The sequence below is a fragment of the Streptomyces sp. NBC_00859 genome (assembly GCF_045161865.1).
GTDB lineage: Bacteria > Actinomycetota > Actinomycetes > Streptomycetales > Streptomycetaceae > Streptomyces.
The window spans coordinates 7,740,786-7,765,171 of the sequence record NZ_CP108826.1; the positions used below are offsets into that span (position 1 = coordinate 7,740,786).

21 protein-coding genes are annotated in these 24,386 nt (G+C 70.2%); 17 read left to right on the plus strand and 4 right to left on the minus strand.

Annotated features, from left to right (window positions below):
• The first annotated feature begins 62 nt into the window (after nt 1–62).
• Nucleotides 63–2,798, plus strand: a complete 2,736-nt coding sequence (locus tag OG584_RS34165) for a SpoIIE family protein phosphatase (RefSeq protein ID WP_405783639.1) — start codon at nt 63–65, stop codon at nt 2,796–2,798.
• 408 nt (nt 2,799–3,206) lie between these two features.
• Here the strand turns inward: OG584_RS34165 and OG584_RS34170 are convergent, their stop codons facing one another.
• The gene (locus OG584_RS34170; RefSeq protein WP_405783641.1) at nt 3,207–3,698 is read right to left on the minus strand and encodes a YjdF family protein; all 492 of its coding nucleotides are present in this window, start codon (nt 3,696–3,698) and stop codon (nt 3,207–3,209) included.
• A 352-nt stretch (nt 3,699–4,050) separates the two neighbouring features.
• On the opposite strand from OG584_RS34170, the gene OG584_RS34175 reads away from it, so the two are divergent.
• Nucleotides 4,051–5,205 carry a N(5)-(carboxyethyl)ornithine synthase gene (locus tag OG584_RS34175; RefSeq protein ID WP_405783643.1) on the plus strand — a complete coding sequence of 385 codons (1,155 nt, stop codon included), beginning with the start codon at nt 4,051–4,053 and terminating at the stop codon, nt 5,203–5,205.
• A 1,025-nt stretch (nt 5,206–6,230) separates the two neighbouring features.
• On the opposite strand, the gene OG584_RS34180 is transcribed toward OG584_RS34175, so the two are convergent.
• On the minus strand, nt 6,231–8,153 hold the full coding sequence (locus tag OG584_RS34180) for an acyl-CoA dehydrogenase (protein WP_405783645.1): 1,923 nt from the start codon (nt 8,151–8,153) through the stop codon (nt 6,231–6,233).
• A gap of 377 nt (nt 8,154–8,530) precedes the next feature.
• Between OG584_RS34180 and OG584_RS34185 the strand changes: the two genes are divergently transcribed.
• The 8 genes from OG584_RS34185 to OG584_RS34220 all read left to right on the plus strand — a co-directional run bounded on the left by OG584_RS34185 (nt 8,531) and on the right by OG584_RS34220 (nt 15,939).
• Nucleotides 8,531–9,217, plus strand: coding sequence for a ScbR family autoregulator-binding transcription factor (locus OG584_RS34185; protein WP_405783647.1), 687 nt, complete (start codon nt 8,531–8,533; stop codon nt 9,215–9,217).
• A gap of 219 nt (nt 9,218–9,436) precedes the next feature.
• On the plus strand, nt 9,437–10,669 hold the full coding sequence (locus OG584_RS34190; protein ID WP_405783649.1) for a cytochrome P450: 1,233 nt from the start codon (nt 9,437–9,439) through the stop codon (nt 10,667–10,669).
• A gap of 166 nt (nt 10,670–10,835) precedes the next feature.
• Nucleotides 10,836–11,039, plus strand: coding sequence for an acyl-CoA carboxylase subunit epsilon (locus OG584_RS34195; protein WP_405783651.1), 204 nt, complete (start codon nt 10,836–10,838; stop codon nt 11,037–11,039).
• A gap of 150 nt (nt 11,040–11,189) precedes the next feature.
• Nucleotides 11,190–12,776: an acyl-CoA carboxylase subunit beta gene (locus OG584_RS34200; protein ID WP_405783653.1), complete on the plus strand. Its 1,587-nt coding sequence runs from the start codon at nt 11,190–11,192 to the stop codon at nt 12,774–12,776.
• A 56-nt stretch (nt 12,777–12,832) separates the two neighbouring features.
• Nucleotides 12,833–13,420, plus strand: coding sequence for a ScbR family autoregulator-binding transcription factor (locus OG584_RS34205; protein WP_405783654.1), 588 nt, complete (start codon nt 12,833–12,835; stop codon nt 13,418–13,420).
• Nucleotides 13,421–13,744: 324 nt separating this feature from the next.
• Nucleotides 13,745–14,572 (plus strand): BTAD domain-containing putative transcriptional regulator, encoded by an 828-nt coding sequence (locus tag OG584_RS34210; RefSeq protein WP_405783656.1) that lies wholly within the window; start codon nt 13,745–13,747, stop codon nt 14,570–14,572.
• Between the two features lie 43 nt (nt 14,573–14,615).
• Nucleotides 14,616–15,260, plus strand: coding sequence for a ScbR family autoregulator-binding transcription factor (locus OG584_RS34215; protein WP_405783657.1), 645 nt, complete (start codon nt 14,616–14,618; stop codon nt 15,258–15,260).
• A gap of 34 nt (nt 15,261–15,294) precedes the next feature.
• The gene (locus tag OG584_RS34220; RefSeq protein ID WP_405783658.1) at nt 15,295–15,939 is read left to right on the plus strand and encodes a phosphopantetheine-binding protein; all 645 of its coding nucleotides are present in this window, start codon (nt 15,295–15,297) and stop codon (nt 15,937–15,939) included.
• 84 nt (nt 15,940–16,023) lie between these two features.
• Here OG584_RS34220 and OG584_RS34225 read toward each other — a convergent pair whose 3' ends face one another.
• Nucleotides 16,024–17,037, minus strand: a complete 1,014-nt coding sequence (locus OG584_RS34225; protein WP_405783660.1) for a BTAD domain-containing putative transcriptional regulator — start codon at nt 17,035–17,037, stop codon at nt 16,024–16,026.
• A 394-nt stretch (nt 17,038–17,431) separates the two neighbouring features.
• Here OG584_RS34225 and OG584_RS34230 point away from each other — a divergent pair, with 394 nt between their 5' ends.
• From OG584_RS34230 to OG584_RS34255, 6 genes are all read left to right on the plus strand, one after another.
• The gene (locus OG584_RS34230) at nt 17,432–18,253 is read left to right on the plus strand and encodes a BTAD domain-containing putative transcriptional regulator (RefSeq protein WP_405783662.1); all 822 of its coding nucleotides are present in this window, start codon (nt 17,432–17,434) and stop codon (nt 18,251–18,253) included.
• A 113-nt stretch (nt 18,254–18,366) separates the two neighbouring features.
• Nucleotides 18,367–19,125, plus strand: a complete 759-nt coding sequence (locus OG584_RS34235) for a thioesterase II family protein (RefSeq protein WP_405783663.1) — start codon at nt 18,367–18,369, stop codon at nt 19,123–19,125.
• Nucleotides 19,125–20,387 (plus strand): beta-ketoacyl-[acyl-carrier-protein] synthase family protein, encoded by a 1,263-nt coding sequence (locus tag OG584_RS34240; RefSeq protein WP_405783664.1) that lies wholly within the window; start codon nt 19,125–19,127, stop codon nt 20,385–20,387. Before OG584_RS34235 ends, OG584_RS34240 begins: the two co-directional genes overlap by 1 nt.
• Nucleotides 20,384–21,649, plus strand: coding sequence for a beta-ketoacyl synthase N-terminal-like domain-containing protein (locus OG584_RS34245; protein WP_405783666.1), 1,266 nt, complete (start codon nt 20,384–20,386; stop codon nt 21,647–21,649). The genes OG584_RS34240 and OG584_RS34245 overlap by 4 nt, the downstream gene beginning before the upstream one ends.
• 128 nt (nt 21,650–21,777) lie before the next feature.
• Entirely contained in the window at nt 21,778–22,041 is a 264-nt protein-coding gene (locus OG584_RS34250) for an acyl carrier protein (RefSeq protein ID WP_405783668.1), read from the plus strand.
• A gap of 1 nt (nt 22,042) precedes the next feature.
• Nucleotides 22,043–22,942 carry an MBL fold metallo-hydrolase gene (locus OG584_RS34255; protein ID WP_405783670.1) on the plus strand — a complete coding sequence of 300 codons (900 nt, stop codon included), beginning with the start codon at nt 22,043–22,045 and terminating at the stop codon, nt 22,940–22,942.
• 22 nt (nt 22,943–22,964) lie between these two features.
• Here OG584_RS34255 and OG584_RS34260 read toward each other — a convergent pair whose 3' ends face one another.
• On the minus strand, nt 22,965–23,459 hold the full coding sequence (locus tag OG584_RS34260) for a nuclear transport factor 2 family protein (protein WP_405783672.1): 495 nt from the start codon (nt 23,457–23,459) through the stop codon (nt 22,965–22,967).
• A 161-nt stretch (nt 23,460–23,620) separates the two neighbouring features.
• Here OG584_RS34260 and OG584_RS34265 point away from each other — a divergent pair, with 161 nt between their 5' ends.
• Nucleotides 23,621–24,376 carry a transposase family protein gene (locus OG584_RS34265; RefSeq protein WP_405779056.1) on the plus strand — a complete coding sequence of 252 codons (756 nt, stop codon included), beginning with the start codon at nt 23,621–23,623 and terminating at the stop codon, nt 24,374–24,376.
• Nucleotides 24,377–24,386: the final 10 nt, after the last annotated feature.

Below are 24,386 nucleotides of genomic sequence, written 5' to 3' on the forward strand. Positions count from 1 at the left end.
GGCAGCGCTTCCCCCGGCGCGGTCAGCCGCTCTGCGGAACCGCCCTCGGCGATGCTGGGTGAATGGGCGCGTACAAGCATCTGCGGCGGTTCCGGACCTGGCGATCCCGCCGGTTGCCCCACCTGGGTCAGCGAAGCGTCGCGGGCCAGGTGTTCCTGCTGCAGGTGGTGGTGGCGCTCGTGCTCTTCGCCGCTACTCTGCTGGTGCTCTTCGTCCAGTCTCAGCGCCACGCAACGGACGAGGCACGGGACAGGTCGCTTGCCGTGTCCGTGGCGTTCGGGGACGCACCCGGCACCGCCGGCGCAATGCAGTCGGCCGACCCCACCCGGGTGCTGCAGCCGAGTGCGGAGAAGATGCGCAAGAGCGCAAACGTCGGCTACGTCGTGGCGTTCGACCCGAAGGGCATCCGCTGGTCGCACCCCGACCCGAGCCGCATCGGCGGCCATGTCACCGGCAACTTCGCACCGGCGCTCAGCGGCAAGCCGTACCAGCAGACGTTCGAGAGCGCACTCGGGCGAGCCGTCGACACGACGACCGCTGTCTTCGACGACAAGGGCCGGGTCGTCGGACTGATCTCCGTAGGGATCTACGTCAAGAGTGTGAACGAGATGGTCTCGCACCAGCTGCCGGCCGTTCTCACGATCGCCGGCGGGGCACTCCTGCTGGCCGCGGCCGGTTCGGCGGTCGTGAGCAGGCGGCTGCGCCGCCAGACCGGTGGACTCGCGCCGGCCGAGATGACGCGGATGTACGAGCACCATGACGCGGTCCTGCACTCGGTACGGGAAGGCGTGCTCATCATCGACGACCGCGGCGTACTCACGCTGGCCAACGACGAGGCGCGTCGCCTGCTCGACCTGCCGCATGACGCCGAGCAGCACGAGGTGACCGACCTCGGCCTGGCCCCGGACACCATGGAACTCCTGGCCTCGGGCAGGGCGGCCAGCGACGAGGTCCACTCCACCGGGGACCGGCTGCTCGCAGTCAACCTCCGTACCGTGGAACGTGGAGGGGCTCCGCCGGGCAGCGTGGTCACGCTGCGGGACACCACCGAGCTGCGCGAGCTGGCGGGCCGGGCCGAAGTGGCACGGTCACGGCTGCAACTGCTCCTCGACGCCGGCGCGCACATCGGCACCTCCCTCGACGTGGTGCGCACCGCCGAGGAACTGGCGGCCGTGGTGGTGCCACGATTCGCCGACTTCGTCACTGTGGAGCTGCTGGACCCCGTACTGCGTGGTGAGGAACCCACAGGGGCCGTCACCGGCATGCGCCGCACGGCGATCGCCGGTATCCGCACCGATCATCCTCTCCACCCGGTGGGGGAGATGCTGCATTTGCGGCCCGGCAGTCTCACGGCGGTCACTGGGTCCGGCGGCCGGGCTGTTCTCACGGCTGACCTCTCGGCCTCCGACGCATGGGTCCCGCAGGACCCGTCACGGGCCCGTGCGGTACTGGACTACGGGATCCACTCCCTGATCTCCGTTCCGCTGAAGACGCGGGCTGTGGTGCTGGGTGCGGTCAACTTCTGGCGCATGGACAAGGAGCCCTTCGAGCCCGAGGACCTGTCCTTCTCCGAGGAACTGGCGGCCCGCGCGGGTGTAGCCATCGACAACGCGCGCCGTTTCACCCGCGAGCACGACATGGCGGTCACCCTCCAGCGCAGCCTGCTGCCCGGCGTCCTCCCTTCGCACTCCGCTCTTGAGGTTGCCCATCGCTACCTCCCCGCCCAGCCGGGGGTGGGTGGGGACTGGTACGACGTCATTCCGCTGTCCGGAGCCCGGGTCGCGCTGGTGGTCGGCGATGTTGTCGGCCATGGTCTGCACGCCGCCGCCACCATGGGCCGGTTGCGCACTGCCGTGCACAACTTCTCCGCCCTCGACCTGTCCCCGGACGAACTCCTCGCCCACCTCGACGACCTCGTCGGGCGCCTCGACACGGAGGGCGACAGCGACGTCGAAGTCTCCGGCGCCACCTGCCTGTACGCCATCTACGACCCGGTCGGCGGACACTGCACCCTGGCCAGGGCCGGCCACCCGGGCCCAGCCTTGGTACACCCCGACGGCACCGTCACCTTTCCGGAGATTCCCGGGTCCCCGCCTCTCGGAATCAGAGAGGGCCTGCCGGTGGAGACCACCGACCTCGCCCTGCCCGAAGGGAGCCGGCTGGTCCTCTTCACCGATGGACTGGTCGAACGGCGCGGCCACGACATCGACGTCGGACTGGAGGCCCTGCGCACAGCACTTGAGCGCCCGGGTGATCTCAGCCCTGAGTCCACCTGCCGAGCGGTCCTCGACGCCCTGCTCTCTGCCCGGCCCACGGACGACGTGGCATTGCTCATCGCCCGCACCCACCTCCTGGACCCCGGCAGCGTCGCCGACTGGGACGTACCCGACGAACCGGATGCTGTCTCCGGGATTCGCGCGGAGGCCTCCCGCGTGGTGAACGCGTGGGGCCTGGAGGACGCCGTCTACACGGCCGAACTCATCGTCAGCGAACTGGTCACCAATGCGATCCGCTACGGGACTCAGCCGATCCGGCTCCGTCTGCTGTACGACGACAACACCCTGATCTGTGAAGTCGCCGACGGCAGCAGCACCGCTCCGCACGTACGCCGGGCCGCCACCAACGACGAGGGAGGCAGGGGCCTGTTCATCATCGCCCGGCTTGCGCACCGCTGGGGCACGCGCTACACCGCACGTGGCAAGGTCATCTGGGCCGAGCAGTCCCTCGGCTCTGGGGCACCCGACAAAGGCGTCAGCGGTGAAGCCCTGCTCGACCAGTGGACGGACGACGAATTGTGAGTCCGCGGACAGGGACAGCTGTGGTGGCTCACCGAGAGGAAGCCCTGCGCACACGTCGTGGTCACGCGCGTCCGGTCGCACCCGGCACGACCGCAAAACCAGAGCCGGCCGCCGCCGACGGACTCAGTGGCGGGATCGAACTGGCGGGTGCCTGCGCCAGAGGCTCCGGACACTGACTGCCGTGCGTGCTCTCAGCTGTGAACTCGGCGGACAGGGGCAGACCGGTCCGCACACTGACGCTGCTGCAGGCCTGCCGGACCCAGGCCTCCTCGCACATCGGGGTGCCTCGACGGTCGGAGCGGGACATCGAGCGGCCCAGCGGCCGGCCCAGTTGGGCGGTGGCCGGGCGGAGACGGTCAGGTCCGCGGAGGTGCCGGGCGGCCTCGGCCCACGTCGGGGTGCCGCTGCTCAATGCCCGCGCTTGCGCTGCTTGCGCTTGGCGCGTGCGATTGCGTACTTGCGCTCGGCTTCCTTTTCTTTCCGTTTCCTGGATTCCTTTGCCCTTTGCGACACACGTTGCTCACCTTCCAGTCGAATTGCTTCCTGGGAGGCAGTACTGTGCTGCCCCTCAGCTACTCGGGCTGCTTCACGGGCTGCAAGCCTCATAGCGCGCTTCGGGTTGGCGCGAGCCAGGCGGCGAGACTCTTCGGGCACCGCGGGATCGGCATCTGCACGCTCCAGCAGGCGTTGTCCGTGGCACAGCAGGAACTGGTACAGCTCGGCATCGGTGGGCTCATGACCGAACAGATGCCGGGTCGCGCGCAGCTCGCCGGCTTCGGCGATCTCAAGGATGCCGACCCAGAACGGTGCTTCAAAGCAGAGGGTAAATGTTACGGAACTAAGCGCTGTCTTCTCCAGGGCAGGCCAAAACGCCGGCCTGACGAGGCCGGATTCCGACACACTGGACATCCCTGGAGAGGGGCGGATACAGACTGCCGTCCGACGACAGTGCCCAGGCTACCGACCGGACCGCGATTTGTGTGATCGATCGGGCTATCACCAATCCTCTGCCACACACCTGACCAGCACCGACGCGGTCAGTGTCGGCTCACGCCCCGTTCTCGCGTGGGTTCTTGTTGTGACGGGCATCCTGGCCGCCGGGACGCAAGGAGGAGAGACGGGTGCGCAGCTTCGAGGCTGGGCAGCCGGCTGCAAGCCGTGATGTGCACCGTGGCGCCCGGCCTCGTCAGCGCCGTCGACCGAGGCCGCGCGCTCCAGGGTGTGTTAAACAGGTAGTAATCAGAGGGGCATTTTGCAGCAGCTCAAGCTCGGAATCATGTCGCAAGTCCGCAAAGAGAACGAACGCCGTCTGCCGATCCACCCAGCGCACTTCGAACGCATCGACGTCGATCTTCAGCCCAGCATCTTTCTGCAGACCGGTTACGGAGAGCACTTCGGTGTTTCGGACCGTCAGCTCGCCCCGTGGGTCGCTGGTTTCCGCTCACGCGAGGAGCTCATCGCGGAGTGCGACGTCATCCTGCTGGCCAAACCGCTGCACGAGGATCTGGCGGAGCTGCGGGACGGACAGGTGCTGTGGGGGTGGCCGCACTGCGTGCAGGACGAGAGGGTCACGCAGGCCGCCATCGACCGCAGGCTCACGGTGATCGCCTTCGAGGCGATGCACCACTGGACCCGAGAAGGTGGTTTCAGCCTGCACGTCTTCCACAAGAACAACGAATTGGCCGGGTACTCGTCGGTGCTGCATGCCATGCAGCTGACCGGCGCGACCGGTGACTACGGGCGTCGGCGGCGGGCGGCAGTGATCGGCTTCGGCGCCACCGCCCGCGGCGCGGTAACCGCGCTCAGCGCGCTGGGAGTTCATGATGTGGATGTGCTGACTGCCCGCGGGACCACCGCGGTCAGCTCACCGATCCACTCGGCACGGATCGTGCGTTTCGACCATGACGCGGCCGACGAAACCCCCGACCCGCGGCGCAGCATCGCGCTCACTGAGGACGGCCCGGAGCCGCTGGCCGAGTTCCTCGCCGGGCACGACATCATCGTCAACTGCGTGCTCCAGGACACTGCTGCACCGCTGATGTTCCTGATAGAGGAGGACCTGCCGAAGCTCGCGCCCGGCACCCTCGTCATCGACGTCTCCTGCGACGAGGGCATGGGGTTCGCCTGGGCTCGGCCTACCACCTTCAACGAGCCGATGTTCACGGTCGGCGACCACATCCACTACTACGCCGTGGACCACAGCCCCTCCTACCTGTGGGATGCGGCCACCTGGGAGAACAGCGAGGCGCTGATCCCGTTCCTGCGGCCGATCATCGAGGGGCCGGCCGGCTGGGACGGCGACAGCACGATTCACCGAGCGATCGAGATCCGCGGCGGCATCGTCCAAAACCCCGCGGTTCTCGCCTTCCAGCACCGCGCCGAGCAATACCCGCACGCCTTGCTCTGAACCGACGCCACTTGGTCGGTGGCGTACCCTCACCGGGCCCGCCACCGACCGGACGCCCCAGCCTCCTGTCAGACGTGGCTCTGATTCGTGAAACTCACAGGAGTGGCGTGTTGTGTGGTGTCGGCGGTAGTACGGGTAGGTGACGGCACCGAGCAGCGGTCGGTCCCCAGACAACCAAGGGGAGGCAGAGGACTCCGGCGATGGTGCTGGCGAGGGCGGTCATGCCGGAATTCGGGAATGGCCCACCACAGGGTGAACGGAGTCCACATCGTCCTGGCGAGCAGGTCGAAGCCCTGGTCGCCAGGACGCTCGGCCAGGCGACACCGACGGGTGACTCGCGCTGGTCGGAACGTTCGATGGCCGGGGCGGAGGGCATGTCGAACGATCTGGAGACCGGCGCCCGCTCGTCCAGGCGACCCTTCTTCGCGTACTCCTCGTGCAGGACTTCCAACGAGGGGCCTCGATAGAGCAACCGGTTCAGCTTTCCAGCCCTTTCAGGGTCCGAGAGAACACCGCGCATCCGGTACTTCGTCGCGCGAGCAAAATGATACGGCCGGGTGGCTCAAACCGTTGCGAATCAGCGGGACTTGATGTCGCGGAGTCGGGCGTCGGGTTCGGAGCCCGGCTACTTCGCCGGTTCGACGATGAACGCCGTGAGGCCTGGCGTTGAGTTGAAAGAAATGCGGCAGGTCCTGGCATCGGACTCCATCTATGCGACTTCCTCGTCTGGATCCGCAGCCGTCAGCCCACCGAGTGATCTCAACTAAGAACACCCCCTAGTAAGACATGAAGATCAGTCAGGGCAAGCACACGCCCAAAGCCCTTCTCCGCCTCGCCCGACACCGGGCCGACGTCTTGTCCGCCATGCTCCGCGACGGCGCCTCCTGCGAACCCCAACCGGCCCCATCCCCTTGACCAATGCCATCGGGGCCCAGGAGGAGCGGATCTCTCTTCTGATGGTCAGGGTTGGGTGGTCGGTGTGGCGCCGGGTTGGATGGCGGGGTCGGCCCGGTGTGGGGGTGTGGTCAGGCGTGGGTGGGTGGGGGTGTGTTGTTGAGCATGGGGAGGGTGTTGAGGTGTGTGGTGGGGAGATCGAATGCGTGGGTGAGGGTGTGCAGGTGGGGCGCGAGTTGGTTGGTTGCGGTGTTGATGGTGTCGGGCAGTGCCCAGACGTGTTGGGGGGTGAGGTGGTTATCGGCGAGGAGGTCGCCCGTGTGTTGGGTGAGTTGGCGGAGGAGGAAGAGACGGCAGAGTTGTTGGAGGAGATTGCGGGTTGTGGGGTGTTGGGCGTTTTTGATGGTGTTGAGGAAGGCGTCAGCGGCGTTGAGGGTGGCGTGTGCGGCGACCATTTGGAGGGCGGCGTCGGAGGCGGTGTTCCAGCGTGCGAGTGGATTGCCTGTGGGGCCTTGGCGTAGTGCCGTTCTGGCGCGGTTGCGCCAGAGTTGTTCGGTCTGGGCGAGTAGTTCGCGTAGGAATATGAGGTCTGTGAGGGGGCGTTCGGCGGGGGGTGTGTGGTTGCTTCTTGGGGGGTGGGTGGTGGGGTGGAAGAGGATCTCGCCGGCTGCTTTGAGCCAGATGACGAGGTTGTCGCCTTCGGCGGTGATGGTGCCTTCGGTGTTTTGGGGGAAGTCGGCGAGTCCGTTGGCGGAGAAGAGTGCTTGGGCGCCGCATCGTTCGCGGCATTCGGTTGTGATGGTGCGTGCCTGCCAGGTGTTCCAGGCTTTCATGATGGCGGTCTGTCGTTCGGCTTCTTCGCGTTGTGCGGGGTGGTGGGTGCACCACTGATTGACTGTTTCGCGGTGGGCGAAGGTCATGGCGTACACGGTGGCGAGTGAGGTGAGGAGCCGGCCGTGGTGGCTGCGGTGTGCTTGCAGGGGGATTCGTTCGCCGGGTCTGGGTCCGCTGATGTGGCGGTGCTGTGCGTAGCGTACGGCGATGGCGAGGGCAGCGCGGGAGGCGCCGATGGCAGCGGCGCTCATGCATAGTTTTCCTGTGGTGACGCGGCTGATGGAGTGGAGGAACCGTTTGCGTTTGTTGCCGAGGGTGCTGTTGAGGCGGCCTTGGGTGTCGAGGTGTCCGTGTTCGGCTTCCAGGAGTGCTGAGCGGTCGAGGCGGACGTGGTCGAAGGCAGTGAGGCAGTGGTCCACGGGGGCATCCGGGCGCAGGGGCAGTGGGTGGATGCGGATGCCGGGGAGCGTGCCGTTTTCGTCGCTGAGTGGCGTGAGGAAGAGGAAGACTCCCTCGTCGTTGTTGTCGATGAGGAGCCGGGCGGCTACGAGTGCGCTTTTGGGACCGCCGAGGGGGCTGGTGTTCGGCATGAATTTGCGGGCGCCGTCGGTGGGTGTGTGCAGTACGAAGGTGTCGCTGTCGCGGTCGTACTCGGCGGTGGTTTCCAGTGCGCCGGCGTCGTTGCCGTGTTCCAGCTCGGTGCAGAGGAACGTTCCTGTGCGGCGCATCGACGTGAAGTCCGACAGGTCGCGCCGCCCGGTGTCCTCGTGGTCGAGGAGGCTGCCGAGGAAGAGGTTGTAGTGGATGCCCGCGACGGTGCACAGGCCTCCTCCGCCGTCGACGATCGCGGCCCACTCGTGGAGGGAGGCGAGCAGTCGCGGGTCGCGGGCCAGGGCGCGGGGGTCGGGGACGAGGGTGTTGATCTCGCGCAGCCGTTCGTAGGCGAGAGAGGCGCGCTCGGCGGGGGTGAGGCCGTCGCGGTGGCGGTAGGAGGGGGCGGAGACGAGCGTGTGCCAGGGTGCGTGCACCCGTTCGCGGTCGTTGCCGTCGAAGAGCAGGTGGCGCAGTTCGCCGGCGGCGGCGGAGTCGGTGGGGGTCTGGGCCGGCGTGCGGGGGGTGGGGTGCTCCACCACGTCGGGAGGGAGTGCCGTCCCGAGAGGCTGAGGTTCGAGGAGAGTGCTGGAGACGGCCGGAACGTTGTGCCAAGTGACCAAGGACATGCTTTTCCCCCGGAGTTGTCACGGAACCTCTGCCCGATTGGGCCCGAGACGCAAGATACGTACCAACCGGTTTTGTTTTCAAGGTGCTGAACGCCCCGGAATCCGGGCGCCGCAAGGGGAATCCGGGGTTCAGCAGGGTGAGTGCCGAGGCCGGCGGGGCCGTTGTGTGCGGGTGAGGCATTGAAAAACCGTCTGACTGGTTTTATTCTCGTACGGTTCGCAGGGGTGGGGGCCGCCTCCGTGCGGGCGTCACGGACAGTCTCTGATCCGGCGGGCGCGGCCTGCGGGTGCTGGGTGTGAGGGTGGCGGCCGCTGGGGTCCGTGACCCGCGGCCCTTGGGTTTTCGGACGGGTTCGGGGCGAAGCACGGAGGTGGCGGTGGCCAGGCAGGAACGAGCTGTGCGGACGCGTGAGGCGATCCTGGTCGCGGCGGGCGAGGTGTTCGACGAGGTGGGCTACGAGTCCGCGGCGATCTCTGAGATCCTCGGTCGTGCCGGGGTCACCAAGGGGGCCCTGTACTTCCATTTCGCTTCCAAGAAGGAACTCGCGCAGGCGGTCCTCGCGGGCCAGGTGAGTGCGGTTCCAGAGGTTCCCGAGCGTGAACTGGCCTTGCAGCAGGGCCTGGACGAGTCGCTGGTGATCGCGCACATGCTCAGCAAGGGTGACGCGATGGTGCGGGGCAGTGTGCGTCTCACAGTGGACCAGGGGTCGCGTCTGGACGGGCTCGACCGGCAGGTGCCCATGAGTGCCTGGGGTGAGCGCAACATCGCTGTGCTGACCCGGGCCAAGGAGAACGGTGAACTTCTGCCGCAGGTCGACGTCGAGGCCTCCGCGTGGCTGTTCGTGGGGTGTTTCACCGGAGTACAGATGCTGTCCAAGATCATGACAAATCATGCGGATCTGGTGGCGGGCGTGACGAACATGCAGCGCCATCTCATGGCCGGGATCGCGGTGCCGGGGGTGCTGATGCGTCTGGACATTTCACCGGGCCGGGCCGAGCGCGTGTACGAGGAGGCACTCGCGGCCCGCGACAGGTCTCAGGCCGCGCCCGGCACGGGCGGCTGACCCACCCACCCGCTCCACCCTGCCCGGCCGGTCGCCCGATCCGGCCCGATCCGGCTGGGCGGGCCGGCCGCAGGGGGCGGGCGGGGGAGTGGGCGGAGTGGGCGGGGAATTTTCAGGATCGGCGCGGATCGGGACCAGCACGGGTGTGCTCGGCACAGGTGTGCTCAGCACGGGTACGACGCACGGACTCAAGTCGATTTCGACCCTGGGGTGGGAATGATGGACGTTACTGCTTGCCCGTACGTACTGGATGTCACGGGCAGTGATCTCGCGGGTGAAGCCGAGATGCTGCGTACCCGGGGCCCGGTGAAGGTGTTACTGCCCGGTGGTGTGAGTGCGTGGGCAGTGGTGCGCCAGGACCAGGTCGAGCGGCTGCTGCTCGACGCGAGGGTGTCCAGGGATGCGAGCAGTCACTGGCCGGCGCTGCGGGAGGGCCGTATCACCGATGCGTGGCCGCTGTATCCGTGGGTGGCGAACGAGAACATGCTCTTCGCGTACGGGGACCGGCATGCGCGGTTGCGGCGTCTGGTGGCGGGTGCTTTCACGGCGCGCAGGTCGCAGGCGATGCGTCCGCGCGTTGAGGAGATCACGTCTGAACTCCTCGACGGGCTTCTCGCGCTGCCCGGCGGTACGGCTGTCGATCTGCGTGCGTGCTTCGCCGAACTGCTCCCCATGCGTGTGATCTGTGAGCTGTTCGGGATACCGCAGGGCGCCGCAACCAGGACTCTGTGCACCGCGCTGCACACCGTGTTCAGCACTACGGTGGCGGCCGGGGAGATGGAGAAGGCGCGGGTGGAGGCCTTCGACCTGCTGGCCGCGCATGTGGCGGCCAAACGTGCCGCGCCCGGTGACGACCTGACCTCTTCGCTGATCCTGGCGCGGGACGAGGGGGACCAGCTGACCGAGTCCGAACTCCTGGGCACCCTGTACCTGATGGTCGCCGGAGGTCAGGACACCACGGCCACACTGATCACCAATGCGCTGGGTGCGCTCCTGACCAACCCGGGCCAGCTGGCCCATGTCCGTGCGGGCCGGGCCGGCTGGGACGACGTGGTGGCGGAGACGATGCGGATGCACACGCCCGGCGCCTACTCGCCGCTGCGCTTCGCGGTCCAGGACATCGACCTGGACGGTGTCCGTATCGAGCAGGGCGACCCGATCCTCGTCTCGTTCGCCGGGGGAGGGCTGGACCCGCAGAGATACGGCAGGGATGCGGCCGGGTTCGACCTGCTGCGTACCGACCGCGGCACCCTGGGATACGGGCACGGAGTGCACCGGTGCATGGGGGTCCCGCTGTCCAGTGTGGAGGCGACCACCGCTCTGAGCGCTGTCTTCGAGCGTTTCCCCCGGATGAGCCTCGCGTGCGCGCCCGGTGAACTGGAGCCTCTGCCCACGTTCCTGATAAACGGCTACCGCGCACTGCCCGTCCTGCTCGGTGACCCGGCGAACTGACAGCGCGGCGCCACGCGGCCGACTGCGGGTTCCCGTGCCCGGCATGTGCTCCGCGCCCCGCGAGGGGGCGCGGAGCACATGCACACCGGGGGGCCTCCACTGCGTCTGCACCGTTTTTCGAGCGGGCGGGCGGACCGTGGGCCGGTGACCCGATGAAGGAGGCCGCGTGAGCAGTCCGGTTGGCGCCGACGGTGTGATCCGTGTGGAGCGCGGGGAGGCTGGTGAAGAGGAACTCGCTGCCATCGTCGCACTGTTGTCATTGCTCGCGCGGGGCCGCCAGGCGCACGGGCTCCGTCCCGGGCGCCCTGTGGGGCGGGGCTGGCGGCCCGAGGAGGAGGGGCCCTACCGGGCTCCGCACAGCTGGCGCTGAGCGGGCGCGGGCCGGGTTGCTCACGGACCCTGGGCCACGGCCGGGTATTTCTGCATCTGACATCTACAAACCGCTCGTGCGGTTTGTTAGGCTGCGCGGGTGGTCGGGGCGCACGCACCGCATCCGCGGCGACGAGAGGAAGGGGCCGTCATGACGACGTATCCCTCATCGGTCGGCGTGGAGCCGGTGCCGACGCACACACAGGTGGGCGAGCTGCGTGCCCTGCGCGAGCGTGCCCTGCGCGGGCCCAGCGGGAAAGCGACCGAGGCCCAGCACGCCAAGGGCAAGCTGACGGCCCGCGAGCGCATCGCACTGCTCCTGGACGAGGGGTCGTTCAGCGAGGTCGGACAGCTGCGCCTGCACCGCGCGCAGGGTTTCGGTCTGGAGGCCAGGAAGCACTACACCGACGGTGTCGTCACCGGGTGGGGCACGGTGGGGGGCCGTACGGTCTTCGTCTACGCCCACGACTTCCGGATCTTCGGCGGTGCTCTGGGTGAGGCGCACGCCGAGAAGATCCACAAGATCATGGACATGGCAGTGGCGGCGGGCGCGCCGCTGGTGTCGCTCAACGACGGTGCGGGCGCCCGGATTCAGGAGGGCGTCACCGCGCTGGCCGGGTACGGCGGTATCTTCCGGCGCAACACCGCGGCGTCCGGCGTCATCCCGCAGATCTCGGTGATGCTCGGCCCCTGCGCGGGCGGCGCAGCCTACAGCCCGGCGCTCACGGACTTCGTGTTCATGGTCCGCGGGACGTCGCAGATGTTCATCACGGGCCCCGGTGTGGTGAAGGCGGTGACGGGCGAGGAGATCACGCACAACGCTCTGGGCGGCGCCGATGTCCACGCCGAGACCAGCGGTGTCTGTCACTTCGCTTACGACGACGAGCAGAGCTGTCTGGCCGAAGTGCGGTACCTGCTCTCGCTGCTGCCGCAGAACAACCGCGAGGCGCCGCCGGCCGTCGCCGCCGGTGACCCGGCCGGGCGGCGGACCGCGGCGCTGCTGGACCTGGTCCCTCTGGAAGGCAGCCGCCCCTACGACATGACCAAGGTCATCGAGGAGATCGTCGACGACGGGGAGTTCCTCGAGGTGCACGAGCACTGGGCGTGCAACATCGTGTGCGCCCTGGCCCGCATCGACGGGCAGGTCGTGGGCATCGTCGCAAGCCAGCCCCAGGTCCTGGCCGGAGTGCTCGACATCGAGGCGAGCGAGAAGGCGGCCCGCTTCATCCAGATGTGCGACGCCTTCAACATCGCGCTGGTGACCCTCCTCGACGTACCGGGCTTCCTGCCGGGCGTCGGACAGGAACACGGCGGCATCATCCGCCACGGCGCGAAGCTGCTGTACGCGTACTGCAATGCCACCGTGCCGCGGGTCTCGCTCGTCCTCAGGAAGGCCTACGGCGGCGCATACATCGTCATGGAGTCGCAGTCGATCGGTGCGGACCTGACTTACGCCTGGCCGGGCAACGAGATCGCGGTGATGGGCGCCGAGGGCGCCGCCAATGTCATCTTCCGCAAGCAGATCGCCGGGGCGAACGATCCCGAGGTCATGCGCGCCCGCCTGGTCAAGGAGTACAGGGCCGAGCTGATGCACCCCTACTACGCCGCCGAACGCGGCCTCATCGACGACGTGATCGACCCCGCCGACACCCGGGCGGTACTGGCCAGTGCCCTTGCCGCGCTGCGCACCAAGCACGCCGCTCTGCCATCGCGCAAACACGGGAACCCGCCCCAGTGACCCACGAACACGGCACGTGGGGGAGCGCGCCGTGGTGAGCCCCAGGAGAGACACACATGGTCCAGCAGGAACGTGCCCGGCGCACCCGGACGTCGCTGATCCACGCCGCGGCCGAAGTGTTCGCGCAGGAGGGGTACGCGCCTGCCTCGCTCACCACCATCAGCAGACGGGCGGGCGTCAGCAACGGCGCACTGCACTTCCACTTCGCCAACAAGCAGATGCTCGCCCAGGCCGTCGAGGACGAGGCCGTCGCCTCACTCGCCCGGATCATCAGCGACGTGCAGCCCGCCGGGGGCTGCGTACTGCAGGCGCTGGTCGACGCGACGTACGCCCTGATGAGCCGGCTCGCCGACGACATCGTGGTCAGAGCCGGGTTCGGTCTCGGCTCCGACCGGGCCCGCACCGGCGGCTGCGGCCCACGCCAGGACTGGGAGCGCTGGGTGGGGGAGATGCTGCGCCTGGCCGAGCAGGAGGGGCGGCTGGCCGAAGGCGTGTCGGGGCACAGCGCGACGCACGCGGTCGTGGCGACCACGGTGGGCCTCGAAGTACTCGGGGGAGACGACCCCCAGTGGCTCACCCGCCGCAGGATCGCCGGGATCTGGGAGCTGTTGCTGCCGCACCTGAGTCCTGAGATCCGCACGTGAGCGTACCGGCACGTCCGGAAATCATGCGCACGCGGCACCGGCGAAAAGACCGTACGCGAGCTTTCCGGCGGCGCTTCTGGCGCGACCGCGCCGAGGAGAACGCCGCCGGGCCGTAGCCGCCACCCCGCCCCAAGTGCCCCTGCCTGCACGGCTCCAGGCCGCACCGGGCTGCCCGGGTACGTCATGACCTGTAAAAAAAACAGCCTGGACGGTTTGATATTGACAAACCGTCCGGGCTGTTTTTAACTTCGGTGAGTGCCGGGAAGTGCCTCTTTGCGAGGTCTCGGGCTGCAGATGACTCATGCGTGACGAGGGGGAAACGACATGGACATCGAAGTACTGGGCGCGTTGGCTGTCACCGAGGGCGGGATCTCGGTCACCCCGACGGCCCCCAAGGCACGGCAGGTACTGGCTCTTCTGGCCCTGCACGCCGATCGCGTCGTGCAGGTGGCCTCGCTGATCGAGGAACTGTGGGGGGAGGAGCCGCCGCGCAGCGCCCGCACCACGCTGCAGACGTATGTGCTGCAGCTGCGCGACCTGATCGCCTCGGCCCTGGAACACGACTCCCGGACGGCCCCGCCCCGCACGGCCAAGGACGTCCTGGTCACCGCTCCCGGCGGATACATGCTGAACACCTCGGGCGGCACCATCGACGTCCGCGAGTTCGAACGGCTCGCCGGGCGCGGCTACCGTGCGATGGACGCCGGTGACTTCCCGCGCGCGGCACGGGAGTTGCGCGACGCGCTGGAGCTGTGGACCGGCTCCGCGCTCGCCGACGTCACCACCGGCCCCCAACTGGACATGGAGAGCCGGCGCCTGGAGGAGACACGGCTGTGCGCGCTCGACCAGCGCATCGAGGCCGACCTGCGTCTGGGGCGCCACCGCGAACTCCTCAGCGAGCTGACAGTCCTGGTTCGCAGATACCGCACGCACGAGAACCTGCATGCCCAGTTCATGCTCGCACTGCACCGTTCCGGCCGGCGCAGCGAAGCACTCGACGTCTACCAGCGGCTGCGCACATCCCTCGTACGTGAGCTGGGACTTGAGCCGTCCGCGGGGCTGCGCCGGCTGCAGCGCTCGATCCTGATGGCGGGCCCCGAGCAGACGCGCGAGGCGGCCGCCTCCGGCGAGCGGCTGAGCCGGGTCGGCTGAACGCCCCGCGGCGGCAACGGCCGACGTACCCAGGGAGGGACGTATGCAGGACAGGTCGCAGCGCACCCGGCGCAGGCTCCTGGAGGAGGGGGCGAAGCTGCTCACCAGGAGCGGGTACGCGCATGCCACGCTCGGGCAGATCGCCGCCGCGGCGGGCATGACCAAAGGCGCACTGTACTTCCACTTCACGTCGAAGGAGGGCCTGGCCGACGCGGTGCGCGAGCAGGGCCGCGCACTCCTCGAGGGGTTTTTGCGCGAGCGGCGGGACGCGGGCGAGGCGCCCGTGCAGATCCTCATCGACCTGACCCACTGGCTGGTGTGGGCCCGCCGCGAGGACACCGTCGTGCGGGCTGCCTTCCGGCTGTCGGACGAGGGCCCCGACGGGCGGCCCGACATCACCGGCCTGCGCGGGGCCTGGCTCGCCGAGGCCGTGAGCCTGCTCGGTGAGGCCGAGGCGGCCGGGGAGCTGAGCGAGGCCGCCCGCGGTGACGGCGTCCGCACCCTGCTCGTGGCGATGCTCTACGGCCTCGCAACACCCGGAGCCGACGGCCGCTCACCAGCCGAACTGCGGCGCGGAACAACCGAGTTGTGGCAGCTGCTGCTGGCGGTTCTGGTCCCTGCCGGGCGGGCCGGCCACTACCGTACCGCGCCGTCGGGCACCCGGTGCGAACCCGCGCACGCCGCGTGAGCCCGCATCCCGCCCCCGCCTTCCCGGAGCCCCCATGTTCCTCGACAGTCCGCTGCAGCCCGCCACGACGGCAGCGTCGGACGCCGGCGCCGGCCTCCTGGCCGCACTCCTGCGCATGCTGGCCGACGTCACCCGCACGACGCCGGGCCCCGCGGACGCCGGCCGGCCGTTCCCGGTGATGGGCCTGGACTCACTGCTCGGTGTCGAGTACGTGGCCACGGTCAATGCCCGCTTCGGCACCGACATCAAGGGCGCTGCCGTCCTGGACCATCCCACCCCCCTCGCCTTCGCCCGGCACGTCGCAGCAGAGCTCCGGCAGGCGCAGCCATCGCCCCCGGCTCCCCTCGTCCCGCCGCCCCCGTCCCCCCTCACGCCCCTCGCGGACGTCCTGCGTGAGGAACTGGCCCGTGTCCTGGAGTGCGACCCATGGGACCTGGGGACCGGGACCCCGCTCGCGCGGCTGGGCGTCGACTGCCTGCTGGGCGCGGAGTTCATGGCGGCCGTCAACCGCATCTACGGTCTGCGGGAGCGCGCCGCAGTGCTCCACGACCATCCGAGCCTCACCGCGCTGGCCGCGCACATCGCCTTGCTCCTGCCCGGTGAACCGCAGGCACCGGCGGCGCCCCCGCACCGCGCACCGACGTCACTCACCGGCCCTCTCGGCGCGGTGTGCGAGTGAGAAGGCCACAGCCGACGGGGTGGCGCCCCTGCTGCCGCTCCACGGCTGAGCCGGGGCCGGGCCGACCCGGGATCCGGGCCCGGTTCAGGGCCGGGCGCCGCGGGCGGGGCCCGGCTGCCCGGACATGACCTGGGTGTGCGGCGCCGTGAGCGCCTCAATACGGCGCACCAACCCCTCCTGCTCACGCCCGAGTTCAGTGACCCGGTGGCGCAGCCGGCCGAGTTCGGCCGCCAGGGTGGGGGAGGGCGCCGCGGACAGGCCGGGGCGGTGGTCGAGGATCGCTTCCAGACGCCCGCGCAGTGCCGGGCCCGGCTCGATACCCAGAGCACCAACGAGACACCGGCGCGCCCGCTCGTACACCCCGAGCGCCTCAGCCTGCCGGCCGCTGCGGTACAGGGCCACCATCAGCAGGTCGTAGAAGCGCTCCCGCAGCGGGTGGTCGGCCGTCAGGCGCTCCAGTTCGCCGATGCTCTCGCCGTGCCGCTCGCAGCGAAGGTTCGCCTCGTGCAGGGCCTCCAGCGCGGCGAGCCGCATCTCCTCGAGGCGGCCGGCCTCGGCCTCACAGATCGGCCCGGTGCGGCAGCCCTGCAGTGCGGGCCCACGCCACAACTCCAGTGCCGAACACAGGAGTCCGGCTGCCTTCGCCGGGTCCGTGGCGAGTGCGGCCCGGCCCTCGCAGGAGCGGCGGGTGAAGTGCTGGACGTCGGTGCCGGCCCCGCCCAGGCTGAGGAGATATCCGGCCGGCAGGGTCCTGATCCACTCGTGGCCCTCGCCGCCCGGCGCCGGCAGCAGTCGGCGCAGCCGGGCCACATGGGCCTGCAGCGCGTTCGCCGCGTTCGCGGGCGGCGCACCGTCCCACAGCTCTGCGGTGAGCCGGGCCACATCGAGCAGCACCCCGGCGTGCGTCACGAACGCGGCGAGCAGAGCGCGCTGTTTGGACCCGGGCGGAGTGATGTCCTGGCCGCCGGCGCTGTGGTGGACAGTGACCGGGCCCAGGAGGCGGAATTCGAGGGGCCCGCTCGCTGGTGCCGCCCGGCCGGTGGGGGCCGCCGCGGGAGTGCGCGCCGGCCCGTGATGCGAGGTGGCGAGGACGCCCATCGTGTGCCCCTTCCGTCGTGGTCCCGTTCGGGCCGGGGGATTTACGGAGAATCAGGCCGCTGTCCTGGAGTCCCGGCAGGGCAGGCCGCCCCATGTGGCCTCACGCTGTTTCTGCCGCGAGCCCCTGGGACGGTATCGGCCACCCGGCGCTCGCGCGCGGGCGCGCGAGCGGGCCTCCACCGGTCGTAGGGGCATTCTCCAGACAGCCCTACGGTCTCCGACTCCCTTTCGTGGAGGGCCACTTGAACGCCGGTCGAGAGATCGGGGCGCATGGTGCGGCCGGGGCTAGCGTGCCTGGCGCCGACGGCATCCGGCCACCGGGGCGGCCGGAGGGACAGTGCCGGCACAGCCGGCCACACAGCCGGGCAACGTCATCGTCCTTGGGGAGGACACCATGCGAATACAGGTTCTGGGCCCGCTGAGCGCAGAGGTCAACGCAGTATCGATCGTGCCGACCGCGGGTAAACCCAGGCAGCTCCTGGCCCTGCTCGCCTTCTACCCGGGCCGCGTCATGCCCGTTGCCACACTCATGGAGGAGATCTGGGGCAGCAGCTCACCGCAGAGCGCGATGACCACGCTGCAGACGTACATCCTGCAGCTGCGCCGGCGCCTGGGCACCGCGATGGGACCCGACGTGCCCGGCGCCGCCAAGGAGGTACTGGCCACCCGGCACGGCGGCTATCTGCTGCAGATCGCGCCGGACGCTGTCGACGTGCACCGCTACGAACAGCTGGTGGCGGCGGGCCGGCGCGCGTTCGGCGAGGGCGAGGACGAGCGGGCCGCACAGTATTTCCGTGACGCGCTCGGCCTGTGGCAGGGCCCCGCCCTCGTCGACGTACGCCTGGGCCCGGTCCTGGAGATCGAGGTGATGCGCCTGGAGGAGAGCCGCCTGGCCACCGTCGAACGCTGCATTGACGCCGACCTGCGCTGCGGCCGGCACACCGAGGTCATCGTCGAGCTGACCGACCTGATCGCCCGTCACCCGCAGCACGAGGGACTGCACTCGCAGGCGATGGTGGCCCTGTACCGCTCAGGACGCCAGGCCACCGCGCTCGATGTCTACCGCAGGCTGCGCATGCGGCTCGTGCAGGAGCTCGGCGTGGAGCCGTCACCGCAGTTGCAGCGCCTGCACCAGGCCATGCTCGCCGTCGACCCCGCACTGGATGTGGCCGGCGGGCCGCGCGGCCTGTCCACGTTCGACCTGTACGCGGCCTGAGCGCGAGCGCCGTTCGAGCGGCCCCTGCCAGGCTGCGGTCGGCCAGGACCCAGCCAGGCCGGCCCAGCCCGGCCGGACTGGACCCAGGGAGAAACCGCGCGAGAGGACCGCCCATGACCGACGAACGGCCCCTACGGCTCCACTGCTTCGCGCACGCAGGAGCGGGGGTCTCCGCCTTCTACGGCTGGAGCCCCCGCCTCGGCGCGGGCGTCGAGACCGTCGCGCACCTGCTGCCCGGCCGCGAACGGCGGCGCCGCGAGGCCCGCCTCACGCGCCCCGCGGACCTGCTCACCGACCTCCTGGGCCGCTTCACCGCCCAGGACCGCGGCGTACCGTACGTGCTCTACGGGCACAGCCTCGGCGCGCTGGTCGCCTATACCCTCACCCGCGCCCTGCACGAGGCAGGCCTTGCGGGGCCCTCGCTGCTGGTGGTCGGCGCCTGCCCGCCACCCGACGCGGCGTCCGACCTGTCGGACGCCTGCCGGGCCCGCGACGAGGACCTGCTGCACCTGCTCGACGAGGTCGGGGCACTGCCCCGCGGCGCCGGACCCGACGGGCTGTGGCACCGGGCCGTGCTGCCGGTGCTGCGCGACGACCTGGTCCTCGCCCACGGCCTGCGCGCCGCCGCCCGCGAGCCGTCCCCCGCGGGCCTCCTCGACGTCCCGGTGCTGGCCGTGGCCGGGGCCGACGACCCGCTCGCCCCGCCCCGGGCGATGGCGCAGTGGAAGCACTGGACCAGCGGCCGCTTCACCGCCCGTACCGTGCCTGGCGACCACTTCTTCGTCCGCGGCAGCGAACTGCCGCGCCTGGTGGGACGCGCCGCCCGCGTCGTCCGCCGCCTGACGCCGGACCCGGCGCGGGTGAGCAGCTGATGCGACGCGTCGCCATCACCGGGATCGGGGTGGTCGCCCCCGGCGGGATCGGCACCAAAGCGTTCTGGTCGATGCTGACCGAGGGCCGCACCGCCACCCGCCGTATCACCCGCTTCGACGCCGGCTCGTTCCGCTCACAGGTCGCAGCCGAGGCCGACTTCGACCCGGCCCAGCACGGATTCGACGCCGACCAGGCGCACCGCCTGGACCGCGTCGCCCAGTTCGCCCTGGCCGCCGCCCGCGAAGCGGTCGCCGACAGCGGACTCGACCTCGCGGCCCGCGGCGAGCGCACCGGGGTGACCCTGGGCACCGCCGTCGGCTGCAGCAGCGGACTCGACGAGGTCTACGCCCACGTCAGCGAGGGCGGCAGCCGCTGGCTCCTGGACCCCGCGCGGGCCCCCGAGCGCCTGGGCGACTACCTCGTGCCGAGCTCCGTCGCCGCCGAAGTGGCCCGCGACACCGGTGCGCTGGGCCCCGTCACCGTCGTGTCCACCGGCTGCACCTCCGGTCTCGACTCGCTGGGGCACGCGGCGGAACTCATCCGCGAGGGCAGCGCCGATGTGATGGTGGCCGGTGCGTCGGAGGCGCCGATCACCCCGATCACGCTCGCTTCCTTCGACGCGATCCGCGCCACCTCGTCCCGCAACGACGAGCCGCAGAGTGCCTCACGCCCCTTCGACCGCACCCGCAACGGCTTCGTGCTGGGCGAGGGCAGCGCCGTCCTCGTCCTGGAGGAACGGGGGCACGCCGAACGCAGAGGCGCCCACGTCTACGCCGAGATCGCGGGCTTCGCCGGCCGCTCCAACGCCTACCACATGACCGGGCTGCGCCTGGACGGCCGGGAGATGGCAGAGGCCATCCGTGTCGCCCTCGACGAGGCCCGCATCGACGCCACCGCGGTCGACTACGTCAACGCCCACGGCTCCGGCACCAAACAGAACGACAAGCACGAGACGGCCGCCTTCAAGACGAGCCTGGGCGAGCACGCCCGCCGGGTACCGGTCAGCTCCATCAAGTCGATGATCGGGCACTCCCTGGGCGCGATCGGCTCCCTGGAGATCGCAGCCTGCGCCCTGGCCATCGAACACGGTGTCGTACCGCCCACCGCCAACCTGCACGACCCCGACCCGGACTGCGACCTCGACTACGTCCCGCTCGTCGCCCGCGAACAGCGCACCGACACGGTACTCAGCGTGGGCAGCGGCTTCGGCGGCTTCCAGAGCGCGATGATCCTGAGCGGCGCACGGAAGGCAGCGGCATGAGCGCACCGGCCCCCGAGCACAGCCCACTGCCGGACACCCACGGCGCGCGTGCCGCGGTCACCGGGATCGGAGTCGTGGCCCCCGGCGGCGTCGGCACCGAAACCTGGTGGTCGGCGATGCTGCGTGCACAGCGCGCCATCGCACCCGTCACCCGCTTCGATGCCACCGGCTACCCGGCCGGCCTCGCGGGCGAGGTCACCGGCTTCGACGACGCCCAGCACGTGCCGGACAAGCTGCTGCCCCAGACGGACCGGGTGACCCGCCTCGCCCTCGCCGCCGCCGCCGAGGCCCTCGCCACCGCCGGCCTCGACCCGGCAGCCCTGCCCGACTACACCGTGGGCGTCGTCACGGCAGGCGGCGCGGGCGGCTTCGAGTTCGGGCAGCGCGAACTGCAGGCCCTGTGGAGCAAGGGCAGCCGGCACGTCGGTGCCTACCAGTCGTTCGCCTGGTTCTACGCCGCGAACTCCGGCCAGATCTCCATCCGGCACGGACTGCGCGGACCCAGTGGCGTCGTCGTCTCCGAGCAGGCAGGCGGCCTCGACGCGGTGGCCCAGGCCAGGCGCCAGCTGCGCAAGGGCGGCCACGCCGTACTCACCGGCGGTTTCGATGCCACCGTGTGCCCCTGGGGCTTCACCGCACACCTGGCAGCCGGCGGCATGACCACCAGCCGCGACCCGCACCACGCCTACCTGCCGTTCTCCGCCGACGCCTGCGGACACGTCGTGGGGGAGGGCGGCGCCCTGCTGGTCATGGAGGACGGCAACGCCGCACAAGCCCGCGGCGCCCGCATCCTCGCCACCGTCGAGGGCTGCGCAGCCACCTTCGACCCCGCACCGGGACACGGCGCACCCCGCCTCGTCGACGCGGTGCGCCTCGCGCTCGCCGACGCCGGCCTCGCCCCGGCCGACGTGGACGTGGTATTCGCCGACGCCGCGGGCACACGGGACGCCGACCGTGCCGAAGCGGCCGCCCTCACCGAACTGTTCGGCCCGTACGCGATACCCGTCACCGCACCCAAGACGCTCACCGGGCGCCTGGGCGCGGGCGGATCGGCACTCGATCTGGCGGCGGCGCTGCTCGCCCTGCGCGACCAGGTGATCCCACCGACAGCCCCGACCGGACCGCTCGCCGACGACTGCCCCGTGGACCTGGTGACCGGAACAGCACGCCCGGCCGCACTGCGGCACGCGCTGGTCCTGGCCCGCGGGCGCGGCGGGTTCAACACGGCAGTCGTCGTGCGCGGGACACCCCGCTCACCGTGACGCGTCCGGGAACAAACCGAGAACCGCCCCGAGCAGGACCCATTCCGACGACGGATCCAACGACGGATCCAACGACGGATCCAACGACGGATCCAATGACGCATCCAACGACGAGGAGAGGTCACACCGTGGAACGACTTGAGCTGACAAAGCTGGCAGCCCTGCTCCGCGAGGCCGCCGGCGACGGCGAGGGAGTGCCCCTGGACGAGGAGGCCCTGGACACCCTCTTCCTGAACCTGGGCTACGACTCGCTGGCCCTGCTCCAGGTCACCGGTGTCCTCGAGCGAGACCTGGCAGTCACCCTCGACGAGGAGGCCCTCGACGAGGCACAGACCCCGCGCCAGTACCTCGACATGGTCAACGGCGCCCTCGCGGCCAGGGCCGCGGCCTGAGATGCCGAACGGGCGGCTCACCGAGGTCGGCGACGGCGTCCTCGCCTACGTACAGCCCGATGGCGGCTGGTGCCTGAACAACGCCGGGCTGCTTCTCGGCGGCGGCGAAAGCGCCCTCGTGGACACCGTCGCAACCCAGGCGCGGGCCCTGGACCTTCGCGGCCAGGTGCTGCGCGCCGCGTCGCGCCCGCCCCGGCTGCTCATCAACACGCACTTCCACGGCGACCACACCTTCGGCAACTTCGTCTTCCCCGAGGCCGTCGTGGTCGGCCACGAACAGGCCCGCACCGAGGCCGGCGCGGCCGGGCTGCACCTGGCGAGCCTGTGGCCCGACGTGTGCTGGGGCGAACTCGAGGTCGTCGTCCCGCAGGTCACCTACCACGAGCGGATGACCCTGCACGTGGGGCCGGTGCGCGCCGAGCTGCTGCACGTGGGACCCGCCCACACCCTGGGCGACACCGTGGTGTGGCTGGCCGGGCAACGGGTCCTGTTCGCGGGTGACGTGGTGATGTCCGGTGTCACGCCCTTCTGCCCGATGGGCTCCGTGAGCGGCTCACTGCGCGCGCTCGACACCCTGCGCGCACTGCACCCGCTCACGGTCGTCCCCGGCCACGGCCCGGTCGGCGGCCCCGAGCTCCTCGACGCCGACGCGGGCTACTTCCGCCATCTGCAACGGCTGGCCCGCGAAGGCCTGGCCGCCGCACTGACCCCCCTGCAGCTCGCCCGCGAGGCGGGCCCCGGCCCATACGCCCACCTCCTCGACTCCGAGCGCCTGGTGCCCAACCTGCACCGGGCCTACGCCGAGGAGCAGGGTGTGCCGCCCGGCGCCCCACTGGACATTCCGGCCCTCTTCCGTGAGATGGCGCAACACCACGGCGGCCTGCCGCTCTGCCGCGCCTGAAGCCGTCGAACCCGCCGGCGTCTCACAGGGGGCCCGCCCCCTGCGCCGACCCGTCCTCGGGCAGGCCGTCCCGGCTCACCACACGGTGCCGGACATGCCATGCGCCGCACCGGCCCACCAGCTCGTCCCGCATGACGAACACCCGGGACACCACCGGCGTACCCCCGCGCGGCGTCGCGTACACGAGGGCGTAGGCACAGGTGCGCAGCGTCCCGTCGGGGCGCACATCGACGTCGAGCATGCCGATCCAGTGCCTCAGTTGTGTGCCGTCGCGCTCCTGGCGCTCCCGGTTGCCCCGCACACTCGCGGCCAGCGCCGCCCGGCCGCACACCGGCGCGTCGAGCGCCGGGAGGACGAAGACCGCCCCGTTGGTGAACGTGGCCGCCCACCGCTCACTGTCGTGCCGGTCGAAGAGCTGCATCTGGTGCGCGTAGAACTGCTGGATCTCCGCGTACAGGGCGGCGAACCGCATCGCGTGCGCGGCGGGCCGGACCGGTTCGGTGTGGTCGACGCTCAACGTGTGTCCCTCTCCTGGGCAGTGGCGCTCAAGCCGTTCACTTCACTGAGCGTTTTCCAAGCTGGTTTTGCTGACCGCGAGTTGGACAGTCCTGCGCAACGAAGAAGCTCCTGGTAGACGGGTTCTCGACCAAGATCACCCGTGTCCGCCAGGAGCTTCGCGTGCTTGTTTACCCGTCCTCGATCGACCTGTCCAGCCGCACCCTGCGGTTTCTGACCGGACAACTCACAGCCAGGCGGCAGGAGATTGGAACGCGATGGCGGCGCCTCTCCGCCGCACGTCAGGCTCTGCTCGCCCTGGCCCACCTGCGGTGCGGTGACACCTACGCCCAGCTCGCCGCCGGATTCGGCATCGGGATCGCCACCGTTTACCGCTACATACGTGAAGCCGTCGACACTCTGTCCACCCTCGCCCCGTCCCTGGCCGAAGCGATGAGAACGATCCGGACGAAGGCGTTCGTCATCCTCGACGGCACCCTGCTGCCGATCAACCGCATTGCCGCCGACACCCCGTACTACTCCGGGAAACACAAACGCCACGGCATGAACGTCCAGGTCCTCACCGACCCGTTCGGACGACTGCTCTGGGCCTCGCCGGCTCTGCCCGGCTCGACCCACGACCTGACCGCCGCGCGCCAGCACGGGATCATCGAGGCCCTCGCTGATGCGGGACTCAAATGCTGGGCGGACAAGGCGTATCAAGGTGCTGGCGGATCCGTCCGGGTACCGTTTCGGGGCCGTCGGCTCAGGCAGTGGAGGCGACGGCACAACACCACCCACGCCAAGATCCGATGCGTCGGCGAGCGGGCCATGGCGACCCTCAAGGGCTGGCGCCTCCTGCGAAAGCTCCGCTGCAGCACCAACCGAATCAGCAACGTCGTGAAAGCCGTCCTTGTCCTTCACCACGCATCAGCGTGAGGTTGGAAAA